Annotated in this window: 18 protein-coding genes; 13 read left to right on the top strand and 5 right to left on the bottom strand. The window is 43.6% G+C overall.

Going from position 1 to position 18,471, the window contains the following annotated elements; all coding sequences use genetic code 11:
* Positions 1-144: 144 nt before the first annotated feature.
* Complete coding sequence (gene cbiT, locus HWQ41_RS33530) at positions 145-747, bottom strand: precorrin-6Y C5,15-methyltransferase subunit CbiT (protein ID WP_292772497.1); 603 nt, start codon at positions 745-747, stop codon at positions 145-147.
* A 94-nt stretch (positions 748-841) separates the two neighbouring features.
* Between cbiT and HWQ41_RS33525 the strand changes: the two genes are divergently transcribed.
* Positions 842-2,236 carry a serine/threonine-protein kinase gene (locus HWQ41_RS33525; protein WP_292772494.1) on the top strand — a complete coding sequence of 465 codons (1,395 nt, stop codon included), beginning with the start codon at positions 842-844 and terminating at the stop codon, positions 2,234-2,236.
* Positions 2,237-2,465: 229 nt separating this feature from the next.
* Positions 2,466-2,639, top strand: a complete 174-nt coding sequence (gene tatA / locus HWQ41_RS33520; RefSeq protein ID WP_196527662.1) for a twin-arginine translocase TatA/TatE family subunit — start codon at positions 2,466-2,468, stop codon at positions 2,637-2,639.
* 52 nt (positions 2,640-2,691) lie between these two features.
* On the opposite strand, the gene cphA is transcribed toward tatA, so the two are convergent.
* Positions 2,692-5,397, bottom strand: coding sequence for a cyanophycin synthetase (cphA, locus tag HWQ41_RS33515; protein WP_292772492.1), 2,706 nt, complete (start codon positions 5,395-5,397; stop codon positions 2,692-2,694).
* A 174-nt stretch (positions 5,398-5,571) separates the two neighbouring features.
* Positions 5,572-6,435 (bottom strand): cyanophycinase, encoded by an 864-nt coding sequence (locus tag HWQ41_RS33510; RefSeq protein WP_094348499.1) that lies wholly within the window; start codon positions 6,433-6,435, stop codon positions 5,572-5,574.
* A gap of 539 nt (positions 6,436-6,974) precedes the next feature.
* Here HWQ41_RS33510 and trmD point away from each other — a divergent pair.
* The 8 genes from trmD (at position 6,975) to argH (ending at position 13,862) form a co-directional block, all read left to right on the top strand.
* Entirely contained in the window at positions 6,975-7,685 is a 711-nt protein-coding gene (trmD, locus tag HWQ41_RS33505) for a tRNA (guanosine(37)-N1)-methyltransferase TrmD (RefSeq protein WP_292772490.1), read from the top strand.
* Between the two features lie 38 nt (positions 7,686-7,723).
* On the top strand, positions 7,724-8,209 hold the full coding sequence (gene ispF / locus HWQ41_RS33500) for a 2-C-methyl-D-erythritol 2,4-cyclodiphosphate synthase (RefSeq protein WP_292772488.1): 486 nt from the start codon (positions 7,724-7,726) through the stop codon (positions 8,207-8,209).
* Positions 8,210-8,263: 54 nt separating this feature from the next.
* The gene (locus HWQ41_RS33495) at positions 8,264-8,776 is read left to right on the top strand and encodes a hypothetical protein (RefSeq protein ID WP_292772486.1); all 513 of its coding nucleotides are present in this window, start codon (positions 8,264-8,266) and stop codon (positions 8,774-8,776) included.
* A 38-nt stretch (positions 8,777-8,814) separates the two neighbouring features.
* Positions 8,815-9,378 carry a hypothetical protein gene (locus HWQ41_RS33490; protein ID WP_292772484.1) on the top strand — a complete coding sequence of 188 codons (564 nt, stop codon included), beginning with the start codon at positions 8,815-8,817 and terminating at the stop codon, positions 9,376-9,378.
* 30 nt (positions 9,379-9,408) lie between these two features.
* Positions 9,409-11,190: an ABC transporter substrate-binding protein gene (locus HWQ41_RS33485; protein ID WP_292772481.1), complete on the top strand. Its 1,782-nt coding sequence runs from the start codon at positions 9,409-9,411 to the stop codon at positions 11,188-11,190.
* 53 nt (positions 11,191-11,243) lie between these two features.
* On the top strand, positions 11,244-12,032 hold the full coding sequence (gene larB, locus HWQ41_RS33480; protein ID WP_292772479.1) for a nickel pincer cofactor biosynthesis protein LarB: 789 nt from the start codon (positions 11,244-11,246) through the stop codon (positions 12,030-12,032).
* A 108-nt stretch (positions 12,033-12,140) separates the two neighbouring features.
* Complete coding sequence (locus tag HWQ41_RS33475; protein ID WP_292772477.1) at positions 12,141-12,347, top strand: hypothetical protein; 207 nt, start codon at positions 12,141-12,143, stop codon at positions 12,345-12,347.
* 129 nt (positions 12,348-12,476) lie between these two features.
* Positions 12,477-13,862 (top strand): argininosuccinate lyase, encoded by a 1,386-nt coding sequence (argH, locus tag HWQ41_RS33470; protein WP_292772474.1) that lies wholly within the window; start codon positions 12,477-12,479, stop codon positions 13,860-13,862.
* Positions 13,863-14,122: 260 nt separating this feature from the next.
* On the opposite strand, the gene HWQ41_RS33465 is transcribed toward argH, so the two are convergent.
* Positions 14,123-14,287, bottom strand: a complete 165-nt coding sequence (locus HWQ41_RS33465; RefSeq protein WP_167407613.1) for a hypothetical protein — start codon at positions 14,285-14,287, stop codon at positions 14,123-14,125.
* A gap of 1,069 nt (positions 14,288-15,356) precedes the next feature.
* On the opposite strand from HWQ41_RS33465, the gene HWQ41_RS33460 reads away from it, so the two are divergent.
* From HWQ41_RS33460 to HWQ41_RS33450, 3 genes are all read left to right on the top strand, one after another.
* Entirely contained in the window at positions 15,357-15,851 is a 495-nt protein-coding gene (locus HWQ41_RS33460; RefSeq protein WP_292772472.1) for an NUDIX hydrolase, read from the top strand.
* 105 nt (positions 15,852-15,956) lie between these two features.
* Positions 15,957-16,781: an alpha/beta hydrolase gene (locus tag HWQ41_RS33455; RefSeq protein ID WP_292772470.1), complete on the top strand. Its 825-nt coding sequence runs from the start codon at positions 15,957-15,959 to the stop codon at positions 16,779-16,781.
* A 70-nt stretch (positions 16,782-16,851) separates the two neighbouring features.
* Complete coding sequence (locus HWQ41_RS33450; RefSeq protein WP_292772468.1) at positions 16,852-17,796, top strand: pentapeptide repeat-containing protein; 945 nt, start codon at positions 16,852-16,854, stop codon at positions 17,794-17,796.
* Between the two features lie 85 nt (positions 17,797-17,881).
* Here HWQ41_RS33450 and HWQ41_RS33445 read toward each other — a convergent pair.
* A partial coding sequence (locus HWQ41_RS33445; protein ID WP_292772466.1) for a pantothenate kinase occupies positions 17,882-18,471 on the bottom strand: 590 nt, incomplete at its 5' end.

The raw sequence follows: 18,471 nt of genomic DNA, 5'->3' as shown, positions 1-18,471 counted from the left end.
GGGCATTGGGCATTGGGCATTGGGCATTAATTAATTAGTTATTTTTTCTTCCCCTGCTTCCCTGCTTTCTCTGCTCCCCCTACTTTCTCATCTCCGTTTTCCCCCTTCCTTTGCGCCCTCTTCCAATGCCCCATGCCCCATTCCCTAATCCAGTTTCTCACCACTGAGGATAAAAATGGGATCAACGGCGGTAAAGGTTTGAGAAAAACCGCGCGTCTCTAGGCGGTTCACCGCAGACTGGACGACTTCGATATTTCTAGCCCTTAACAGGGAAAAGCTCTGGGAAATAGCATACAGACTTTCTAGATTAGCAGCTGTGGCTACAACCCGACCGGATGGCGGCAAATAATGCCAAGCTGCTTGCAAAATTTCCTGAATGGGCCGTCCTCCCTCAATACAAACGCGGTGAGGAGTAACTTTGAGGTCATGCAAACACTCTGGGGCGCTACCTTCAATTACTTCGACATTCTTCACTTCAAAGCGATCGCAGTTACGCTTGATCAGATTAGCTACTTCTTCATCCCGTTCCACAGCAATAATCTGTCCGCCTGGACATAGTAGTCCCACTTCTACAGGAATTGTACCTGTCCCTGCACCAATGTCCCACAAGACTGAATTAGGTTCTAGTCGCAGTTGAGAAATCAACAATAGCCTGACTTCTCGCTGGGTAAAGGGAATTCCTGGCAAATGTTCAAACAATTCATCGGGAATACCAGGGGTAATATAAGGCCAAAGTTGGGAGGGCATAGAACTACGCAATTATACTAAAGATATCGGTTTGCCAAATTGAAAAGCCATAAGCTCTAAAAACTTTTCAACCCTAGCATTATCAGAAACCATAATGATTGGCGAAATATTAGGCGATAGCTACGAAGTTCAGCAGCTATTAGGAAAAAAAGCAGGGCGGCGGACGTTGTTAGCTCGTGATTTGAAAACTCAGGAATTAGTTGTCATCAAGTTACTCTCTTTTGGTGGTGACTTTGAATGGGATTCTCTAAAGCTATTTGAGCGGGAAGCCGAAGCTTTAAAAAACCTAGCACATCCCTTAATTCCTCGCTATTTAAACTATTTTGAGGTAAATTTACCAACCCTTAAAGGATTTGCTCTAGTACAAACTTATATTCCCGCACAAACTTTAGAGCAATACTTACAAACTGGGCGGACTTTTACAGAAGCTGAAGTCAAACAGATCGCCAAAGCACTTTTAGAGATTCTCATTTACCTACATGGGCTGTATCCGCCTGTAATTCACCGTGATATTAAGCCTAGCAATATTTTATTAGGCGATCGCTCTGGGAATAGTATCGGTCAAGTTTACCTGGTAGATTTTGGCTCAGTGCAGACTGTCCTGGCCACAGAAAGCGGGACAAGAACTGTGGTAGGAACTTATGGCTATATGCCACAGGAGCAATTTGGGGGACGCACTGTTGCAGCATCTGACCTTTATAGTGTAGGTGCAACCTTAATTTATTTAGTGACGGGTACTCACCCAGCCGATTTACCCCAAAAGGATTTTCGCATTCAGTTTGAACAAGCGGCTAATCTGAGTCCCAGCTTTACCAATTGGCTAAAGTGGATGATTGAACCCACTTTAGAACGGCGTTTGAGTTCTGCTAATCTAGCGATCGCAGCTTTAGAGAAACCACAACTGACAAACTTACCTGCTTTGGTTGTTGGCAAACCAGATGGGAGTAAGATTCAACTAACCAAAAATGGGGATTCTCTAGAAATTATCGTTCCACCGACTGGTTTTGATGCATCAATATTATTCACAGGTTTATTTGCGATCGTTTGGAATTCATTTATCCTCATTTGGACAATTGGCGCACTCTCAGCGCCTTTTCCTGTCAACATCCCCTTTGCCATGTTCTCACTTCCTTTTTGGGGTGCTGGCTTTGTGATGGTGTATAAAATTCTGTTTCATTTATTTGGACGCATCTGCTTACGCCTGAATCCTAAACAAATTAGCCTAACCTGGGAGTTGTTTTCTTGGAAATTTTATCGTCCCCGGACATCGCCAAGACAAAGTATTACTAAGTTGGTTTACATTCCCAAACATTTTACTAAAGACTCTGAAGGCACTAGAATTGCCGTTCCAGCACAATTGGATATTTGGGTAGGTGTAAAAAAATATCAACTTGGTGGTATTAGTGGTGCGATTAAATCTGAAGCCGAACTGGAATGGGTAGCTGATGAATTAAGCGATTGGTTAGGTTTACCAATTCAGCGAGAATAAACAAAAGCAATAATATTAAAGACTAACTCTGTAGCGATATTTACCAGAATAGTGTATCGCAACTTCTGCGATCGCACTCCCCCATAACTAGCATGGCGAAGGTATTGTTTTATTGATTTTATTTATACCGTGTTTCTGCAAGAGGGTCGAGCGCTGATCAGTGGCAAACTCATCGGATTTGAGCCATCAATGTCTATATTTAATTACAGATGCCTTAGAGGAAATTTATATGTTTGGACTGGGATGGCCAGAAATAGCTGTAATTACCATAGTCGCTGTTCTAATTTTTGGGCCGAAAAAAATTCCCGAACTGGGAACTGCACTGGGCAAAACCCTACGAGGTTTTAAGGAGGAGATGAAAACTCCCAGCGAGGAAACCAATCAGGAAGAAGAAAAACAATGATTAAAGGAGTCAGAATACAGGAGGCAGTGCGTTGGCTCCTGCTGATTCCTGACTACAGCAAGGTATTAACAACAGAAGAAGGTGTGATCCCATTTTGGGAATCTAAAATAGTCGTGCCGGGATTTTGTTGGAGTGTCTCTTCCTTCACTAAACCACGCGCTCTAATTAACTTAATCGCGCGAGTAACGCTTTCTGGCAAAATTACCACCAGGCTGTTATCAGGAGCCATATCTAAGCCTTTATTTATCGCTTGGGTTTCATCCAGAATTGATTCATAGCGGCTATCAGGCTTAACTTGGGTGATCCCTTGAATAATCAACTGGGCGGCTGATCCCCGTAAACGTCCCCGTGTGTCATCGTCTTCTTTGATGATGATGTAGTCAAAAATTTGTGCTGCTAATTTACCCAAAGTCACAAAGTCTTCGTCACGGCGATCGCCTGGGCCACCAATTACGCCAATCCGTTGTCCTGTAGTCCAGTTCCGCACAAAGGAACCTACAGCTTCATAACTGGCTGCGTTGTGGGCATAGTCCACCAAAGCGTGGTAGTTCCCTAAATTAAACAAATTCATCCGTCCTGGCGTTTGACTAACTGAAGCCCGAAAGGTCTTCAAACCAGCCCGAATCTGCTCAATCGTGACGTTCTGCACGAATGCTGCCAAACTTGCAGCTAAAGCGTTGGCAATCATAAACGGCGCACGTCCGCCCATTGTTAAAGGTATATTTTCTGCTCTTTCTATGCGGTGTGTCCAATCACCTTTAACAATTGACAAATAGCCATTTTCATACACTGCCGCGACTCCACCCTTTTGGATGTGCTTTCGCACCAATTCCGAGTCGGGGTTCATCGTGAAGTAAGCAATATTAGCCTTAGTTTTTTCTGACATAGCGGCGACGCGGCGATCGTCGGCGTTAAGTACCGCATAGCCATCCGGGAATACAGCTTCCGCTATTACACTCTTGAGGTTAGCTAACTGCTCAATGGTATCGATATCCCCTATTCCTAAGTGGTCAGAGGCTACATTTAAAACCACGCCGACATTTGCGGCTTCAAAGCCCAATCCAGAGCGGAGAATGCCACCACGAGCCGTTTCCAGTACCGCTACTTCCACTGTGGGATCTTGGAGGATGACGTGGGCACTTTGGGGGCCTGTGTTATCGCCAGCTTCTACTAAGTAATCACCGATATATGTGCCATCTGTAGTAGTATAGCCTACTACTTTACCAGTCTGTTTATAAATATGTGCTAGTAGTCGGGTAGTGGTGGTTTTGCCATTAGTACCCGTAATGCTGAGGATGGGAATTTGGCTAGATTGCTCGTTGGGAAACAGCATATCCATCACTGCGCCAGCGACGTTGCGGGGAATGCCCACGCTTGGGGCAACGTGCATTCGGAAGCCGGGAGCGGCGTTAACTTCGACAATCACGCCATCCACTTCCCGCAGAGGGCGGCTAATATCCGTGGTGACAATATCCAAGCCAGCGATATCCAAACCGATAATTTTTACCACCCGTTGTGCCAACCAAAGATTTTCTGGGTGAATTTCATCGGTACGATCTACGGCACTACCACCTGTACTTAAGTTTGCCGTTGCCCTGAGATAACAAAGGGTTCCTTTGGGTGGCACGCTATTTAGGGTATAGCCTTGCCTTTCTAGCAACTGGTAGCTGGTGCGGTCTAATTCAATCTTGGTCAGGACGTTATCATGTCCTTCACCGCGATTTGGGTCAAGGTTTGTTTCCTCAATCAGTTCGGCGATGGTCGATCTGCCGTTACCAATGACATGAGCCGGAACGCGTTCGGCTACTGCGACTACTTTGCCATTTACCACCAGTACCCGATGGTCGCGCCCAACGTAATATCTTTCGACAATAATTGATCGGGAAACCTGTCTGGCAGCTTCGTATCCGGCTTCAGCTTCTTCCCAGGTTCTAATATCAATGGTGATTCCACGTCCATGATTGCCATCCAGGGGCTTGATAACGATGGGATAGCCGCCAACGTATTCAAGGGCTTGTTCCAAATCGTCTAAGAAGTTGATCACTGTACCTCTGGGGACTGGCGCACCAGCAGCAGCGAGGATGCGTTTAGTGGCTTCTTTATCGCAAGCTAGTTCTACGCCCAGAATGCTGGTGTTGTCGGTCATTGTGGCCTGCATCCGCTTCTGATTCACGCCGTAGCCCAACTGAATCAAAAAGCGGGCTTCCAGAGACATCCAGGGAATACCTCTTTTTTCTGCTTCTTTAACGATCGCTTCAGTGGAGGGGCCTAAGGAAGCATCACGGGTGAAGTCTTTCAGGTCTTGGATATCTTGCTCTAGTTCTGCCTTGGGATAACGGCCTCGATCAACGATACTCTGACACAGCCGCACTGCGGCTCGTCCAGCGTAGCGTCCCGCTTCTTCATTCAGATACTCGATTACTACTTGATAAATTCCGGGTGTGGCAGTTTCGCGGGTGCGACCAAAGCCGACATGCATACCAGCTAATTCTTGGAGTTCTAGGGCTACGTGTTCCACTATGTGACCAATCATAGTGCCTTCTTTGACTCGCATCAGAAAACCACCACGACAGCCAGGCGAACAATAGTGACCCTCCAGACTCGGCAGCGCCTCAACTAATCCTTCATAAAAGCCAGGGATTTCATTGGAGGGCGTCTCGCCAAGGGTTTCTAAATCGAGGCGCATGACGATCAGTTTGTGGCGTCGAATGCTCCAATAGTTTGGGCCGCGTAAGGTCTGGATCTTGAGGATTCTCATGGGAATAGGTAGATGGAGATTCGGAACCAAAATTCTAGTTTCTTACTGGAATTGACCGCTAAACTGTTCATTGCAAACAGTTTTTTCTTTTTACATGGTATTCTTATCATTTTTCTACGGTAAGAAATAATAAATGTGCGGTCAACTCAGTGTAACCTCAGATACTCTATCCCGTCAGCTGGAGATTCGGTGTACAGCAGGCAATACAGTCCGCTGGTACAAGTGGAAGCGATCGCCGTAGCTGAGGATATGGAGACGTAAATTATGCACGGTTAACGGTTCATTAGCACCAACATGGGGTTCGTTGGTGTGGGTCAGTTCAGTGGGATCAACAATGGTTACACTGCCTTTGCCCATAACTTGTAGCCAACCATCACGTTCAAACACAGCACAAGTATCTTCGTCAATGCCAATACCTAAGCGATCGGGATGAGCTGCGATCGCACTAATCAGCCGCCCCATCCGATTCCGGTTGTGAAAGTGTTGGTCAACAATTACTTCAGGAATAAATCCCAAACCTGTTGCCATATCCACTAGGGAACGATTTGGCGTTTCTCCACTACCGCCGCCAGCAATCATATGATGCCCCATCACTGCCGCTCCTGCACTGGTGCCTGCTAACGTCAGTTGCCCCGCCCTCACCCGCTGGCGAATAATTTCCATTGCTGGCGTATCTGCCAATACGCCACAGAGACGCAGCTGGTCTCCTCCTGTCAAAAATACCCCACTACAGGCTTCTAAGGATGCTTTGATCTGGGAGGCTTCACACTGTTCCCGTTCGCGGATGTCTAAAATTTCTACCTTCTGGGCACCCATTTCTTCAAAAATGCGAATATACCGACCACCGATGATGGCGGGTTCGCGAGAGGCAGATGGAATAATTGTAATATAAGCCTTACTAGCACCAGCACGTCCAAAAAAAGTTCTTAGGATTTCGCGCCCGTGAACTTTATCTTCTGCGCCTCCGATAACCAGAACGGCGGTTTTAGTTGCTTGGGGTGTCCTCATTTCTAGCGATTTAGCTTGTAATTGCGGCATTGTGTTTCTCCTGTCAACAACTTCAGGTGAATTTAACAAGGTTCAGAAGCAGCCATGATTTTTGCGCTTTGCAACTTTCGAGAGGACACTTTTTGGAAGTTTGGAACTGGGTCAGGCACTCTCCAAATTCTCGCTTAACGCTCGCGTTGCCTCAGTCTAAACGTGTTCGTTCCCGTTCCTCAAAGCCAGCGCCTTGTTTTTCACCTGTCCACTTGCAGCAGGGCAAAATAGTCTTTAGGGGGCTAGATTCCCCCTTTTGGGTTGGGGACGAGCAGTTAAGACTATGCTTTTTTGTGAGGCTGGCTCGATGCATCCTGGAAGTTGTTAACTTGATATGATTATTAATTTAAATGTACTTGTGACAACATTTAAACATAAATTAAGTAATTAGAAAAACTTTTGATCCCATCTAAAATCCAAGAGGTCTGGTAGTTTTAGATACTATTGATAAAGTTTAACTGGAGTTTGACCCGACCTTGGCTTGATGATGTTTGCTAGACATTCAAATTTAAGATTAGTGTCCTCGAATACGAATAACTGTGCGCTTTGATATAGTTACGCTTTTTCCTGACTGTTTTAACTCTGTTCTCAATTCTGGGCTGCTGGGTAAAGCCTTAGCCAAACAGATTGCCGAAGTGCATCTGGTTAACCCACGGGACTTTACCACTGACAAGCACCGAAAGGTAGATGATGAACCCTATGGTGGCGGCGTTGGGATGTTAATGAAGCCAGAACCTATTTTTAGTGCTGTGGAGTCGCTGCCAATTCTACCCCGAAGAGAAGTAATTTTGATGAGTCCACAGGGTCAAACAATTAATCAACCTCTTTTGAAAGAATTGGTGACAAATTATGACCAGTTAGTAGTGATTTGCGGGCATTACGAAGGAGTGGATGAGAGGGTGCTACATTTGGTAACTCGTGAGGTATCTTTAGGGGATTTTATTCTGACTGGCGGAGAAATTCCAGCGATGGCTTTGATTAATGGTGTAGTGCGGCTCTTACCTGGAACTGTGGCCAAAACGGAGTCCCTCACAGCAGAAAGTTTTGAGGAAGGGTTATTGGACTATCCCCAATATACTCGTCCTGCCAATTTTCGCGGCTTGAAAGTGCCTGAAGTATTGCTCTCTGGGAATCACGCAGCGATCGCGCGGTGGCGTTACGAACAACAAATTCAAAAAACAGGCGATCGCCGCCCTGATCTGCTGGAAAAATGGGAGCAGGAGGAGTTGGGGAAGAATAATAATTCCTAACTCCTGACAAATGACAAATGACAATTGACAATTGACAAATGACTAAAATTCGTATTGGTAACGGCTACGATATTCACCAACTGGTGAGCGATCGCGCTTTAATTTTAGGGGGAATTCAAATTCCCCATGAACTGGGTTTGTTGGGTCACAGTGACGCTGATGTACTGACCCACGCGATTATGGATGCCATGCTTGGGGCATTATCCTTGGGAGATATTGGTCATTATTTTCCCCCTAGCGATCCTCAATGGGCGGGAGCAGATAGTTTAGTACTATTAACTCAAGTACATCAGCTAATTCGCGATCGAGGCTGGCAGGTGGGAAATATTGACTCGGTGGTAGTAGCAGAACGTCCAAAATTAAAGCCGCATATTCACAACATGCGTGACAAACTAGCGGCTGTTTTAGAATTAGAACCAAATCAAATTGGCATCAAAGCTACCACCAACGAAAAATTAGGCCCCGTTGGACGCGAAGAAGGTATATGTGCTTATGCTGTTGTCTTGCTAGTAGCTTCAGAGTAACTTTTCTTTGAAACAATCGGTAAAAATATCGAAGACTCACGAGGATAGAATTCAATGATTTCTAAGGACAAACAAACCTTAACTTGGTGGGAAATGAGAGCCTTGCAAGCTATAAACATAGAAGATATAGACTTCCCTGATATTGTTGCTTTAGACAAAGAGGAACAAATTATTCTCATAGCTGAAGTCAAAGGTTTACCATTCAATTTTCAAGAAAACAAAGCCAAAAAATATGCCATTTTACGGCTGATTGATTACTTACAAGCTGCAAAGATAGCGATTCCCTTTGCGATGCTTGTTGATATAAATAAAACTCTGATTTTTCAATGGGATGGCAATAATTTATCAGAGCCGATTGTCAGTCTTAATACTGGTGATGTGCTTAGTCATTACGAGCCAAAATTCCGCGACAAAAGGATATTTAGTCTTTACCTTAAAGGTCTTACAGAAGCTTGGCTACGTGACTTAGCCTATCATTGGAAATCTGCAATATCACCTTTCACAAAGGAAATGACAGAAATTGGTTTATTGCAACTACTAGAAGACGGAAGAACTCAACTTTATTAATGATTAGCAGTGATAATTTACGTTGAAACTAATTTTTAATGAGTATTGCTAAAGGGCAAGATTCACAAGCACAAGAATTACTGCAAAATACACCCTCTTCTTTACGTCTAGTAGTGCCAAGTATTTGTTTTGTAGAATCATTGACAACATTGGAACAAGAAGAAAAATATAATCTAGATTTCCTCAGAAAGTTAGATATACAAATTAATCAAGCAGAGCGAGATAATTCAGATAATGCACGATTACTGCTGTTTCGCCTAGAGCAATCAAGAACTAGCTTTCTTGAAGGAAATAACGAAGTTAAAGAACGTTTTGATGTAGCTTTTAATCAGCTTGTCAGCAAATCAGAAATGATTACATTAACTACGGGTATTTTTCAAGGAACGTTAAATAGAGAAATTTTTGATAAGCACATTATAGATAGAGTGATCTTGGAGTGTATAATTTTTCATGCTGGCTTACATCCTAATGAAAATAAATTATTTTTAAGCGCTAATTCTAAAGAATTTGGCAGACGTGAAGTTATAGAGGTTTTACGAGATAGTGGCATTCATTATTTCAATAAAACTCAAAACTTCCTTGGTTGGCTACAATCTCAATAAAATTAAGTACACTATTAGCATATTGAAATTATGAAATTTTTTAGGAAAATCTTTCTGGCAATTAAATATTTTTGGTTGCCAATAATTCTGACTTCAGCAATAGTATTTACAGTTACCGCCTGCAACCCAGCTAACTTTAAAAGCGCAGCTGCTCAAGTGCCGCAATTGGTAAGTAGCATTCTCAGCGATCCCAAAACCTTTAACTATCCTCTCAGTCAGGAATCTCCAAATGTTTTTCCTCTAATTTACGAGGGGTTAATCACCCAAAACCCGATAACTGCTAAAGTCGAGCCAGCCTTAGCGGAATCCTGGCAAATTTCCGATGATAAATTAAAAATTGTTTTTACCCTACGCGAAGGGTTGAAATGGTCTGATGGTCAGCCGCTAACAGTAGATGATGTGGTGTTTACTTACAACAATATTTACCTTAACGAAGCGATTCCTACAGATGTGAGAGACAGCTTGAGGATTGGTAAAAGTCGGAAGCTACCCACTGTGCAAAAAGTGGATGAACGGCGGGTTGAGTTTAGCGTACCCGAACCATTTAGACCTTTTCTATTGAGTACAGGTTCGCCAATTTTACCCGCCCATATATTGCAAGAATCGGTAAAAACGAAAGATCAAAATGGGCATCCGACCTTTCTGACAAAATGGGGCGTTGATACTCCTCCGAACCAAATTATTGCCAACGGCCCTTACAAAATAGAGCGCTATGACACGAGTCAGCGTGTGGTCTTCCAGCGCAATCCCTACTACTGGCGCAAGGATGCTCAAGGCAATTCCCAGCCTTATATTGAACGGGTAATTTGGGAAATTGTGGAATCAACAGATACTTCCTTGCTGCAATTTCGTTCTGGCGGGTTAGATACTGTGGGAGTGTCGCCAGATTATTTTTCTTTGCTAAAGGTGCAAGAAAAGCAGGGTAATTTCAAAATTTATAATGGTGGGCCAACATCCAGTACATCGTTTGTTTTGTTCAATCTCAACAAAGGTAAAAGGGACGGAAAACCACTGGTCGATCCGGTTAAGTCTCGGTGGTTCAATAATGTGCAATTTCGGCAGGCTGTAGCCTACGCAATTGACCGCCAAACGATGATTAATAACACTTTTCGCGGCTTGGGTGTAGCACAAGATTCACCGATTTCTGTGCAAAGCCCCTATTACCTTTCCCCTAAAGAAGGGTTAAAAGTTTACCATTACAATGAGCAAAAAGCGAAGGAATTACTACTAAAAGCAGGATTTAAGTACAACCAAAATCAGTTAGTAGATGCTCAGGGGAATCGCGTCCGTTTCTCTTTGCTTACTAATGCTGGAAATAAAATCCGTGAGGCAATGGGATCGCAGATTAAACAAGACTTGAGCAAAATCGGCATTCAAGTTGATTTCACCCCGTTAGCATGGAATACTTTTACTGACAAAGTTTCTAACTCCTTGGATTGGGAAGCTTCTTTGATGGGTCTGACCGGCGGATTAGAACCGAATGATGGTGCTAATGTCTGGGCACCTGAAGGCGGATTACATATGTTTAATCAGAAACCCCAAGCAGGACAAAAGCCGATTCAGGGTTGGGAGGTTGCTCCTTGGGAAGCGCAAATAGGGAATCTTTACATTCAAGCGACACGAGAATTAGACGAAGCTAAGGTTAAAGCGATTTATGCCGAAACACAGCGGATTACCCAGGAAAATTTACCTTTTATTCACTTGGTTAATCCTTATTCATTATCAGCCGTGCGTAATCGTTTTGAAGGCATTAAATTCTCTGCTCTTGGCGGCGCATTCTGGAATATTGAACAAATCAAAATAAGGGATTAGTTATGGGGCATTGGACGACTGATAAATTACAAAAGACAAAGGGCTAATTACCAATGACCGATGAGAAAGCTTTGCGATCGCTCCTCGAAGCGGTTGCCAATGGTAAAGTTACACCAGATACGGCATTAGACTCACTCAAAGACTTAGCTTATGAATCGGTGGGGGAGTTTGCCAAAATTGACCATCATCGCCAGCTAAGAACTGGTTTCCCAGAGGTGATTTGGGGCCCTGGTAAAACTCCCGATCAAATTGCTCAAATTATGGAGGTGATGCGTCTCCGCAATCCGGTGGTGATGGCGACTCGCATTGAACCAGTAGTTTATGCCGCACTGCAATCAAAAGTCAGCGGTTTGCGATATTACGAATCGGCGCGAATTTGTGCGATCGCTCCTCTTACCATCGAACCACAATTCCAAGGTGAAATTGGTATTCTTTCTGCTGGTACCGCCGATTTACCCGTTGCTGAAGAAGCCGCTGTAACTGCTGAACTTTCTGGTTTCCGCGTCCAGCGCCTCTGGGATGTTGGCGTTGCTGGGATTCACCGCTTATTAAGTAACCGCCACCTAATTGAGTCAGCATCGGTGTTGATTGTCGTGGCGGGGATGGAAGGCGCTTTACCTAGTGTTGTCGCTGGTTTAGCGAGTTGTCCTGTGATTGCCGTACCCACCAGCATCGGTTATGGCGCAAGTTTTGGCGGTTTAGCACCTTTATTGACAATGCTTAACTCTTGTGCTGCGGGAGTAGGCGTAGTAAATATCGATAATGGTTTTGGCGCAGCAGTTTTGGCGGGACAAATTTTGCGGACTGCCGAGAAATTGCGGTTGGCATCGGCTACATCTTGAGTTAAGACATTAAAGTTATATCCAATCTTTCAGTATGATATCAGTATTGGATGTAAAAAAATAAACTGATACTGAAATTTGCCACCCTTTACTTCTTAAGCATCAAATATGAGCCATTACAGCGATTTGATATCTCAGTTATTTTGGCATTTGCCTGTAAATTTGACGGCACTAGCACAAACAATTACCGACCCAGACGTGATGGGTCAAATTCAAAAAGCTTGGAGCCACTTTATACAGACAGGTCAAGTGTGGGCATTGTTGATTGGTTTAGTCATTGGCTATATCATTCGGAATCTAACTAGCTACGGTTAAAGTAATTTTAGATTTTGGATTTTGCGGAAAGTCTGAGCGCCGGCTTCCGGCGATCAGAACTTTCCAAGACGGATTTTAGATTAATCTAAAATCTAAAATCTAAAATTGATGCCCTTCCTGTGATAATTTATGACCAAAGAAGAAACTTGGAGCCAGCGATTTGAATCAGCGTTGCATCCAGCGATCGCTCGTTTTAATGCCAGTATAGGTTTCGATATTGAATTAATAGAATATGACCTGACTGGTTCTCAAGCTCATGCCAAAATGCTCGCTCACACAGGCATTATCGCCCCAGAAGAAGGAGAGCAACTGGTTGCCGGTTTAGAACAAATTCGCCAAGAGTACCGCCAGGGTAAATTTCAGCCTGGTGTCGATGCTGAAGATGTACATTTTGCAGTTGAACGACGACTGACAGAAATTGTCGGCAATGTGGGTAAAAAACTGCATACAGCGCGATCGCGTAATGACCAAGTTGGCACTGATACCAGACTCTACCTCCGCGACCAAATCCAACAAATCAAAAGCGAATTGCGAGAATTTCAAGGTGTTTTACTAGATATAGCCGAAAAGCACGTTGAAACCCTGATTCCTGGCTATACCCACCTCCAACGCGCCCAACCCCTGAGTTTAGCTCACCACCTCTTGGCATACTTTCAAATGGCGCAGCGCGACTGGGAACGCTTAGGAGATGTTTCTCGCCGCGTGAATATCTCACCTTTGGGGTGCGGTGCTTTAGCGGGTACTACTTTCCCCATTGATCGTCACTACACAGCCAAACTCTTGAATTTTGACGATATTTATGCTAACAGTCTCGATGGAGTGAGCGATCGCGATTTTGCGATCGAATTCTTGTCTGCTGCTAGCTTGATTATGGTTCACCTCAGCCGTCTTGCTGAAGAAGTCATTCTTTGGTCAACTGAAGAATTCCGTTTTGTCACCCTCAAAGATAGCTGTGCGACGGGTTCCAGTATCATGCCTCAAAAGAAAAACCCCGATGTACCAGAATTGGTGCGCGGGAAAACGGGGCGTGTATTCGGTCATCTCCAGGCGATGTTAGTGATTATGAAGGGGCTACCCCTGGCATATAACAAAGACCTGCAAGAAGATAAAGAAGGTCTATTTGATAGCGTTAACACAGTCAAAGCTTCTCTAGAAGCGATGACGATTTTGCTCAGGGAAGGCTTGGAATTTCGTACCCAGCGCTTGGCCCAAGCCGTGACCGAAGATTTTTCCAATGCTACCGATGTAGCAGATTATCTGGCAGCACGGGGCGTTCCTTTCCGGGAAGCGTATAACCTTGTGGGTAAAGTGGTAAAAACTAGTATTGCCGCAGGTAAACTCCTAAAAGATTTGAAATTGTCAGAGTGGCAACAACTACATCCGGCATTTGCAGCAGATATTTATGAGGCGATATCCCCCCGTCAAGTTGTGGCAGCCCGCAACAGTTACGGTGGTACTGGCTTTGTACAGGTCAGCAAAGCACTTATAGCCGCCCGCGCTCAAATCGCTCAATAGAGGGAGTGAGGAGAAATCAATTCAAAATTCAAAATGACGCTCTCTACGAGACGCTAAAAGCGAACGCGGACTCGCTCTAAGCGAAGCTATGCCGAAGGCGTTGCCTCTCGAAGAGAAGGCTTTACGCTGCGCTAACAAAATTCAAAATTGAAGAACTTCTGGCTCCTCTTGCCCCATACCCATAAATAAATAAGGGCGTACAAATGTGCGCCCTAAATAAAAACTAAATAAACCAAATAACAAGGATTTAAGCAGGCAGCTTATTCAGTATCAGCTGCTGCTGCGCCTTCTTCTTCCTCACTCTTTGGTGGTCTTTGTTGGAATCTTCTCTGCATTCTTCCTGTCGTAGTCCGTTTACGAAACTTTCTGGCATACGCCTGGTTACGTAGCGCCTTTTCTTTTTTCGGGTTACGGCGCTTGGCCATGTTCACCTCATTAATAAACAACAAAAAAGTAGCAACTAGGCATCACGTAGGCAATATCAGCTACCAATATTATTGATATACTTGTAACCTAGTGCAGCAATTAATACGCTTTAAACAATGTACTAGCCTACCGCATTAAACCTTGTTCTGTCAATAAAAATTTAGAATGATCCCCACCACCTAGATGAAAAATACCTTTTCTTAGATTTAAATACGTGAAAGAGATGTAAATTATAGCAGGGGACTGGGGACTGGGGACTGGGTTGAAAGTCTGTTTGTATAAGGTTTTATCATCAGTTAATGTCCTAACCTTCTTGTCCGTTGCTATAGCTAACTAGTTGTTGTTCTTGGAACAAACCAATCAATATTCTCGAAACAGAATTCAGGAGTCAGTCGTCAAAATTAAGAATGAATTTTGACCGAAAAAGCGGATAGCGCAGCCTATTCGAGTCCGCGATAGTGCAGCGGTAGCGAGTATTCGAGCGTCGCGGATGAATAGACTCTTTTTAGACTCACACCAAATCGTAGATTTGGTGGTCTTCAAGACGCTCGCGGACTCGTTGGCGGAGCCTCTCGTAGAGAAGAGGCTACGCTATCAGTGGCGGGTCTGAATCCCCCACGAAGAGTGATTCTGACGCCAAGCCGCAGAGCAATCCCAAGCTCCGCTCCTGAATTCTGACTTCTGAATTCTTCTTCAACAATAATTAGGTGGCAGTCTCAAACCCCGCTTAATTTTCTCTTCTAAATTCTGAATTTTGGATTCTAACTTATTATTCAGATTAATTTTTTTAATGTGTGCTGAAAAACTATTAGCGATCGCTGGTTTGGATAAGGCTAATGTTAGTTATAAACTCAATAGTTTTCTAATTTAACAAATATTATGTATATATAAATACAGTGCTTCTATTGAAACTTGATGTTAGAATTAATAATATTCTACGTAAATCGTGAGAATAAAATCTCAAACCACAAGCATTTTTGTATAAAAAAACTCAATATAAATTTTATTAGTTGAGTCTATGTAAGTGGTAGAGAAGTATAGGATACAATAATACAGAAATTTTGAAGATTGAACGTTATTGCTTTTTTTCCGGCAGCTGTCCAGTCCACACGTAGCTTATGGCGTATTGGACAAGCAGTACTGGGTATCATATTTCGTCATCCCATTACTGGCACTAGTATCATTCCAATTTTACCCGATGGTCGGATAGTACTGATCCGGCGACGTGACGATGGTCTTTGGGCATTGCCTGGAGGTATGGTGGATTGGGGAGAAGATATTCCCAACACAGTCAGCCGAGAATTGATGGAGGAAACCGGGCTAGAATTGGTGAAAATTAATCGTTTGGTAGGAGTTTACTCCGCACCAGACCGCGATCCCAGAATCCATTCAATTTGTATTGTGGTTGAAGCCGAGGTGCATGGGACAATGGAGATTAAAGATACTTTGGAAGTCATGGAAATCCAAGCTTTCTGTCCCAATTTCCTACCTTCAGGACAGATGTCTCACGACCATACTCGGCAGTTGCAAGACTACTTGAAGGGCTTGACAACATTGGCATAGTAATATTTTGTCATTAGTTATTTGTTTTTTGTCAGATACTAATGACTAATGACTGATGACTAATGATTATTTATTATGGTGCTAAAAGTTAACTACTAAATTAAAATGGATACACTATTCCGTAACTCCCGGAGAAAGCTCTCTCAAGGGCTGATATTCTGGCGTGAAGTCGGTGAAAAAACTCCTATAATTTTTTTACATGGTGCTTGGAATGAGAGCAGTCAATGGTTATCTGTGATGGAGTCTCTTGCACAGGATTTCCATTGCTTCGCACCTGATTTGTTAGGGTTTGGTGAATCAGAGAATCCGAATATCCACCATTCGATAGATTTACAAGTGGAGTGTATAGCTGAGTTTTTGCAAGCTGTCAACCTAGAAAAGGTGTATTTAGTAGGGCATTCTCTTGGGGGTTGGATTGCTGCTAGCTATGCTTTAAAGTATCCAGAGAAAGTTGATGGTGTGGTATTGCTAGCACCAGAGGGTGTAGAGATAGCAGGACAAGAAGAGTATTGTCGGAAGATGCGGCGATTATTGAATTATCCACCACTAATAGTTAAATTGTTGCGATCGCTAACTCCCTTAACTAAAATCCTGGGTTGGCATGAAAAAATTGCCCAGGACTTGCAGCTGCGTCAGGCGCTATTGCCGTATCCTATAGGTTGCCAGTTACTTTTCAAACGGCGACAAGCAGAAATTGAGGCGGAATTACTGCAAAAGCAGCTTTACATGATTGATGTCCCGGTTTTGATTTTACAAGGTGGCCAAGATACACCTGATGCTTTAGCCAAGAGTCGGGTTTATGCTCAACTGATACCGAAAGTCGAGTTGAAAATGATTGCCCATGCTGGAAACGATTTACCAGAATCTTCTGCTGGGGTTGTAGCGATTGAGATTCGAGATTTTATTAAAGAGTTAGGAGTTAGGAGTTAAGAGTTAGGAGTTAAGAGTTAGGAGTACAAGATTTAGTAGAATATGGCGTTATTGATGCAGGAGTAGAGTTATGAATGATATTGAAGAATTTCTCAGATGGGGTGCTTTGCCGGATGAGACTATTAGACGCTATGAAACTGGGGAGCGAAACTTTACTGGTCTTGTACTGAGGAATGCTGTCATTAACTACACCTGTTTTATGGATGTCAATTTCACAAGTGCCGATTTGCAAGGGTGTTTCTTCAAGGGCATATTAGTCAATACTAGTTTTAGTTATGCCAATTTAGAAGGGGCTGCTTTCTATAGTCCTCTGATTAATTGCAATTTGAGTAACGCCAATCTCCGGGAAGCCAATTTGAGAGGTGTTGATTTGACTGGTGTTGACTTGACCAGTGCTGATCTGACTTTTGCTGATCTGAGTGCAGCTAAATTGGTCGGTGCTAACTTGAGAAATGCCGATTTGACTGGTATCAAAACGACGGAAAGCACTATTTTCTGCAACACCACTATTCCAGATGGAAGAATTGAAACTAACTCCCCCAAAGTTATTGATGCCCAGGAATTGCTCAAGGGTTATGCCGATGGGGAGAGAGATTTCCGAGATATTTTCTTGCATCGAGTTGACTTAAGTGGGGTTAACCTACAATCGATTAATTTGTGCGGCGCTCATTTGAGCTATGTAAATTTGCAAGGTGCCACCTTGGAGGGCGAGTTGTCGGCTGAATTCATCTGTTGCGATATGACGGATATTCAGTTGATTTGTGCCAGCCCCGACTATGGGAATCAACCTTGCTTTACTTGTTGTGACTTGCGAAGGGCTAAGATGGTCGGGGGTATAGACCCTTTTGGTGCCATCGGTAATAACTTCCAAGGCTCGAATGTCCATTTCCGTTGTGATGACGGCGATGTCTTCATTCAAAACACCATTTGGTTTGATGGAGAATTTATTGCTGGACCCGCCTGGTCGATGGAATACTGGAGAGGTATCAGAGATACCGACCTCAGCAATTTCTGAGAAAGCTGTAGAGTTGGTCTCCGCCATTAGAGCAGCTTTCCCTTACGATCGCAACCACTGTTGGACTTTTGGATGCGTTAGTTGACTACCCATCATTCATTAATATTTCCAGCATTCCCCAAAAAATTAAATTTGGTTCCACAATTAAACGTGGTGCTATTTCAGGATATAAGGCTTGCAGATAGTTAATTAATAAAGTGCGATCGCCACCTTTAATTGCAATCTTCCCATCAGGAAATAATTGCAACCACGCCTCAATAAAATCTTTAATTCCAGCTAATATTGTATAAACCACTCCACTTTGAATTGCTTCTGTTGTATTGAGTGCAAAACGTGATGGTAAAGATGCAAAACTTCCCTTTTCTACAAATGGTAATTGTTCTGTTTGTTGACCGAGAGTTGCAAATTGCAAACCTATTCCCGGCAGAATTGCACCTCCAATCAGACACTGATTAGCATCCGCAGCCGTAAAAGTCAGCGCTGTGCCAGCATCAATCACCAACATTGGAAAACCCCAGGTTTTTCCCGCACCCCACAAAGCTAAAGCGCGGTCAATTCCTAATGTGGGATACATACCTTTAAGCGGTACTTGGTCTAAAGTAATAACGCGAGTATTTGGGTAAGTTTGCCAAAGAGCAGTTTTGCTGGGAACTACGGAGGCTATGAGGAGGGGAG

The organism is Nostoc sp. NOS(2021), from assembly GCF_017115025.1.
Taxonomy (GTDB): Bacteria; Cyanobacteriota; Cyanobacteriia; order Cyanobacteriales; family Nostocaceae; genus Nostoc.
The sequence above is the reverse complement of the archived record's forward strand: the minus strand, read 5'-3'. Positions and strand labels throughout refer to the sequence as shown.